Raw genomic sequence first — 6,100 nt, 5'->3', positions numbered from 1 at the left:
GTCCAACTTTTGGGGTGCAGTTCAAACCTGAAACATGGGTTTTCAGACGACCTTTTTATGTTTTAGAGCAGATTCAATTTAAATCGATACCGTCCCGTTAGCTTCGAACCACTTTGCGCACTTGGGGAATGGCGTGCAGGTTGTGAATAATTTGGTTGATTTGCGCCAAGTCCTTCACTTTAATGATGAACTTGAATTCGACAAAGCCTTCCGTACCTGCCAGCGCTTTGTTGGGCGTTTCGACGGATTCGATGTCTGCGCCGGAGTTGGAGATAGCTTGCGCCATAAGGGCGAGCAGGCCGTGGGCGTCTTCGGACTGGATGCTGAGTCCGGTGCGGTAGGTATGGCTGCCTATGCCTTCCCAGTTCGCATCAAGCTGCTGCTCGGGGTCGGATTTGAGCAGGGTCGGACAGGTATCGCGGTGGATAATCATGCCTTTGTCTTTGACCAAAAGGGCGCGGACGGAATCGCCCGGGACGGGGTGGCAACATTCGGCAAAATGGATGCGGCCGGTTTCTTGGTCGTTGACTTTGATGGGGCTGAGTTTGACTTCGCTGCCGAAGTGCTGCCCTGCCAGTTCGGCGATGTGCATGGCGACGTACACGGGCAGGGTATGCCCCATGCCGACGTTGTAGAGGACTTCTTCAAACGAGGTTTGTTTGTCGTTGAGGTCGGCGAGGTATTTTTCTTTGAGGTCGTCTGAAAGCAATACGTCTTTGGGCAACAGGCTGGACAGGGCTTTTTGCAGGAGGTTTTCGCCGAGGATGATGGCGTCGTGACGGTTGAGGTTTTTGACGTATTGGCGGATGGCGCTGCGCGCACGGCTGGAAACGGTGAAATTCAGCCATGCCGGATTGGGCTTGGCGTGTTCGGATGTGATGATTTCAACGGAATCGCCGGTTTTGAGTTTGGTGCGCAGGGGCATCATGGTGTTGTTGATGCGGGCGGCGACGGTTTTGTGGCCGATGTCGGTGTGAACGGCGTAGGCGAAGTCTATGGGCGTCGATCCTTTAGGCAGGGTGAGGATTTTGCCTTTGGGTGTCAGGATATAGACTTCGTTGGGGAACAGGTCGACTTTGACGTGTTCGAGGAATTCGATGGCGTTCGCGCTGCTGGCTTGCAAATCGAGGATGTTTTTGAGCCATTGGTTGGTATGGAGGACGGCTTGATCGACGGTGTTTTCGCCGGATTTGTATATCCAGTGACCGGCGATGCCGCCTTCGGCTACGGCATCCATTTCGCGCGTGCGGATTTGGACTTCAATGGGCAAGCCGTATGGGCCGACCAGGGTCGTGTGCAGGCTTTGGTAGCCGTTGCTTTTCGGGATGGCGATATAGTCTTTGAAGCGGCCGGGTTTGGGCTGATAGAGATTGTGCAGCGCGCCCAGTGCGGCGTAACACGCGGGAATGCTATTGACGATGACGCGGAAGCCGTAAATGTCCATGACTTCGGCAAAGCGCAATTTTTTTGCCAACATTTTTTGATGGATGCTGTACAGGTTTTTTTCCCGACCTTTGATTTTGGCTTCGATGTTCGCGCCGACCAAACGCTGACTGAAGGCGCGCAAAACTTTGCCGACGACGTCGCGGCGGTTTTTGCGGCTGTTGTCCATCGCTTTTTTAAGGGTTTCGTAGCGGTTCGGGTGGAGGTTTTGAAACGATAAATCCTGAAGCTCTTGGTAGGCGTTGTTCAAGCCGATGCGGTTGGCGATTTGGGCGTAGATTTCGAGGGTTTCTTTGGCGATGCGGCGGCGTTTGTCGGGACGCATGGAGCCGAGCGTGCGCATATTGTGCAGGCGGTCGGCGAGTTTGACGACGATCACGCGCACGTCTTTGGTCATGGCGAGGATGAGCTTGCGGAAACTTTCCGCCTGATGCTCGGCATGATCTTCAAATTTGAGTTTTTCGAGTTTGGAAAGCCCGTCCACCATCTCGGAGATGGTTTCGCCGAATTCTGCCGCCATTTCGATTTTGGATACGCCCGTGTCTTCGAGTACGTCGTGCATCACGCCCGCGCACAAGCCTTGTATGTCCATGTGCCACAACGCAAGTTGCGTGGCGACGGCAAGGGGGTGGGTAATGTAGGGTTCGCCGCTTTTACGGGTTTGTCCGTCATGGGCGTGAAAGGCGTAGGCGACGGCTTTTTCAAGCTCGGCCTGTTCGGATGGGCTGAGATAGGAGGCGGTACGGAACAAAAGTTCGCGGGCTTCGGCAGTCAGCGCGTCGTAGGGGGCAGTGGGCTGGGGGGCGGGCATTTCAGACGGCCTTCGGTGTGTGTTTTGTTTTGAGCCGTCAGACTGTATCGGTCGGATGTGTCGCGCCGATACAATCCGCGCGGCGGTTGGGCAGGTTTTGCCTGCCGGTATTATTTGTTGCGGGTCAGCAGTTCGGTACCGATTTGACCGGCGGCGATTTCGCGCAGGGCGGTAACGGTCGGTTTGTTGTTGCGGATGTCGTCAACCATAGGGGCGTTGCCGTTTTCAAGCTGGCGCGCGCGGCGGGCGGCGACGAGGGTCAGGTCGAAATGATTGGGGATTTTGCCTGTGCAGTCTTCAGTGGTGATACGGGCCATTTGTTTGCTTTCTTTCTATTAATTTGTGATGGAATGTAAATGCGTATTTTCGCTGTTTTTCAGGAATTTTCCAACAGGTTTGAGATAAATCCTTGCTGGGAAGATTTTTTCAGACGACCTGCTTTGATGATGTGGAGCAGATCGGCTTCCGCTCTGTCTAAATCATCGTTGACAACGATATAGTCAAACAGGACGGATTGTTCGATTTCGTGACGCGCTTTGGAGAGGCGGGTTTGGATGACTTCCTCGCTGTCGGTGCCGCGCCCGATAAGGCGTTCGGCAAGGACTTCGAACGAAGGCGGCAGGATGAAGATGCTGCTCGCTTCGGGCAGGGATTTGCGTACCTGCGCCGCGCCTTGCACGTCAATTTCCAAAATCACATCGTAACCCTCTTCGCTAAGGGAATTGACCCCTGCAATGCTGGTTCCGTAATAATTGCCGAAAACGTTTGCGTGTTCGAGGAAGGCTTTTTGTTTGATTAAAGACTCAAATTCCTCTTTGGGAACAAAATGATAATGTACGCCGTGCTGCTCGCCTTCGCGCGGCTGGCGGGTGGTGTGCGATACAGAGACGCGCAAATCGGCGTTGTTTTTCAAAAGACGGGAAACCAGCGTGGTCTTGCCCGTGCCGGAAGCGGCGGAAATGATGAAAATATTGCCTTTTTTATGGGGTTTCATGATGTCGGTACCGATGGGATTATCTGTTGATTGTAGCATACGGGGCGTGTAATTTCATGTTCAGACGACCTTTCAGCCCCGATGGATTTGGCAACCGACGGGCTGACGGCTACAATATCGTGTTAAAAACTTTTCATTTGGGAACACGCAAAATGTTGGTTCATCCTGAGGCGATGGGCGTCGCCGCATTGGCGGACAAAATCCGCAAAATCGAAAACTGGCCGCAAAAAGGCATTTTATTTCACGACATTACACCGGTGCTTCAAAGCGCGGAATATTTCCGCCTTTTGGTGGACTTGCTGGTTTACCGCTATATGGGTCAGAAAATCGATGTCGTGGCTGGCTTGGACGCACGCGGCTTCATCATCGGCGCGGCGTTGGCATATCAGTTGAACGTCGGCTTCGTCCCCATCCGCAAAAAGGGCAAGCTGCCTTTTGATACGATTTCGCAAAGCTACGCGCTGGAATACGGCGAAGCGACGGTCGAAATCCACAAAGACGCGGTCAAACCCGGCGCGCGCGTGCTGCTGGTCGATGATTTGGTTGCAACCGGCGGCACCATGCTCGCAGGCGTAGAACTAATCCGAAAACTTGGCGGCGAAGTCGTTGAAGCGGCGGCGATTTTGGAATTTACGGACTTGATCGGCGGCAGCAAAATCCGCGAAAACGGCGTTCCCCTGTTTACCCTGCTGCAAAACGAAGGCTGCATGTAAACTTCGCCCCATGCCTCAAAGGTCGTCTAAAACAGCCATTCCGCTTTTCAGACGACCTTTTTGTTGCCCCTGATTACGCGGTTAATGTAAATATCGGTTTCAGATTCGGATAATGCCACCAAATCGTTTAAAATACGGTTCTAATTGATTCTAATAAAGATACGGCAAGTAATGAACGCACAACGCATATTTTCCCTCTCGCTCAGCCTGATTGCCGCAGCCGTCTTGTCGGCGTGCGTCTCTGAAAACGACACTTCATCCAAAGAGCCTGCCTCTTCCCTGACCGAACCCGCTTCCATCCCCGCCCGCCGCGCCGAAGGCGAATCCAAAGTATTGTCCGATTACAGCCAATATCAAGGCGCGCTGGACGCTGCCAAACGCGGCGACGATATGTGGGTGCAACAATTCTTGGCTCAGGCGGGCGACAGCGCGATGGCTGAAACCGTCCTCAACGAATGGCTCAAAAGCCTCGGCGCGCGCGGACAATGGGATGTGTTCCGCCAAGAAAACAAAAAGCTGAATGCGGCGGGCCGGGTGCAGGAAGTGCAATGTTATGCCGAACTGGGCAGCGGCAGCTACAACATGGCGGCAGAGCTTGTGCGCGTTACCAACAAGCTACCCGCGGGCTGTACCCGTTTGGTCGAAAGCGCGGCATCGGCAGGTCGTCTGAACAACAACGACGCATGGCGCCGCGTACGCGGATTGTTGAGCAACAGCCAAACCAGCGACGCACGCAGCTTGGCAGCCGCATTGGGCAGCCCGTTTGAGGGCGGCTCGCAAGGTGCGCGCGAATATAGCCTTTTGAACGTCATCGGCAAAGACGCGCGCAAATCCTCCTCCGCAGCCTCTACCCTGTCCGGCATGGAATCCGGCTTAAGCCGCGAACAAAGCAGCTTCGCATGGGGCGTATTGGGACTCTACCAAGCGCAAAATCAAAACATGCAGACCGCGTTGAGCTACTACAACCGCGTTTCCGACCGCAAACAATTGACCGACGAGCAGTTTGAATGGTACGCCCGCGCCGCCCTGCGTCTGCAACGCTGGAACGAATTGTCCGGCATCATCCAACAAATGCCCGACAACCTGCAAAAAGACCCGACTTGGCAATACTGGCTGGGCCGCAGCTACGCCGCACAAGGCAACCAAAGCCGTGCTAAAGAAATGTACGAAAAAGCCACCGCAAGCGGACGCAATTTCTACGCCGTCTTAGCAGGCGAAGAACTCGGCCGCCGCGTCAACACCAAAAACAACGTTTCCGACGCCGATAAAAAAGACGTCCGCCGCATGGCAGACGACGGCGCCATCAAACGCGCGCTGGTTCTGTTTAAAAACAGCCAAAGCAGCAACGATGCCAAAATGCGCCGTCAGGCACAGGCAGAATGGCGTTTCGCCACCCGCGACTTCAACGAGGACAACCTCCTGACTGCCGCGCAAGTCGCCTTTGAAAACCAGTTTTACGATATGGCGATCAACAGCGCCGACCGGACCGAGCGCAAACTCAACTATAACCTGCGCTACCTCTCTCCGTTTAAAGAGACCACCGTCCGCTACGCCTCGCAAGCAGGCATTGATCCCGCTTGGGTTTACGGCCTGATCCGCCAAGAAAGCCGCTTCGTCATGGGCGCGCAATCCAGCGTCGGTGCGCAAGGCCTGATGCAGGTTATGCCTGCCACCGCCCGCGAAATTGCCGGCAAAATCGGCATGAGCAGCAGCGAACTCTACACCATGGACGGCAACATCCGCATGGGCACATGGTACATGGCAGATGCCAAACGCCGCCTGCAAAACAACGAAGTGATGGCAACCGCAGGCTACAACGCCGGCCCCGGCCGCGCCCGAAACTGGCAGGCTTCTACGCCTCTGGAAGGCGCGATTTACGCCGAAACCATCCCCTTCACCGAAACCCGCGACTACGTCAAAAAAGTCATGACCAACGCGACCTTCTACGCATCCCTGTTCAACGAGCCGCAAACCTCGCTGAAACAGCGTATGGGAACCGTTCCGGGTCGTTATTGATTGACGCGGCTGCATCCGATTGTATTGTTTGACAGATACGGAAGCCAAACTTGAAAAAGGTCGTCTGAAAATGTATTTTCAGACGACCTTTTATAGTCAATTAAAATCAAAATAGGACAGTAG

Annotated in this window: 5 protein-coding genes; 2 read left to right on the top strand and 3 right to left on the bottom strand. The window is 54.4% G+C overall.

Features of this window, described 5'->3' with window-relative positions; genetic code table 11:
- Positions 1 to 97: 97 nt before the first annotated feature.
- The 3 genes from HMPREF3066_RS10480 to gmk form a co-directional block, all read right to left on the bottom strand.
- Positions 98 to 2,254 carry a RelA/SpoT family protein gene (locus HMPREF3066_RS10480; protein WP_045072866.1) on the bottom strand — a complete coding sequence of 719 codons (2,157 nt, stop codon included), beginning with the start codon at positions 2,252 to 2,254 and terminating at the stop codon, positions 98 to 100.
- A 110-nt stretch (positions 2,255 to 2,364) separates the two neighbouring features.
- Positions 2,365 to 2,571, bottom strand: coding sequence for a DNA-directed RNA polymerase subunit omega (gene rpoZ, locus HMPREF3066_RS10475; RefSeq protein WP_003740638.1), 207 nt, complete (start codon positions 2,569 to 2,571; stop codon positions 2,365 to 2,367).
- Positions 2,572 to 2,630: 59 nt separating this feature from the next.
- Positions 2,631 to 3,248, bottom strand: coding sequence for a guanylate kinase (gene gmk, locus HMPREF3066_RS10470; protein ID WP_009312424.1), 618 nt, complete (start codon positions 3,246 to 3,248; stop codon positions 2,631 to 2,633).
- A gap of 152 nt (positions 3,249 to 3,400) precedes the next feature.
- Between gmk and HMPREF3066_RS10465 the strand changes: the two genes are divergently transcribed.
- Positions 3,401 to 3,961, top strand: a complete 561-nt coding sequence (locus tag HMPREF3066_RS10465) for an adenine phosphoribosyltransferase (protein ID WP_009311093.1) — start codon at positions 3,401 to 3,403, stop codon at positions 3,959 to 3,961.
- A 171-nt stretch (positions 3,962 to 4,132) separates the two neighbouring features.
- Positions 4,133 to 5,977 carry a lytic transglycosylase domain-containing protein gene (locus HMPREF3066_RS10460; RefSeq protein ID WP_070442809.1) on the top strand — a complete coding sequence of 615 codons (1,845 nt, stop codon included), beginning with the start codon at positions 4,133 to 4,135 and terminating at the stop codon, positions 5,975 to 5,977.
- Positions 5,978 to 6,100 lie beyond the last annotated feature (123 nt).

It is taken from the genome of Neisseria sp. HMSC03D10 (genome assembly GCF_001807625.1).
In the GTDB taxonomy this organism is placed as follows: domain Bacteria; phylum Pseudomonadota; class Gammaproteobacteria; order Burkholderiales; family Neisseriaceae; genus Neisseria; species Neisseria mucosa.
Note: the sequence above shows the minus strand (reverse complement) of the source record. Positions and strands in the feature narration are given on the sequence as shown.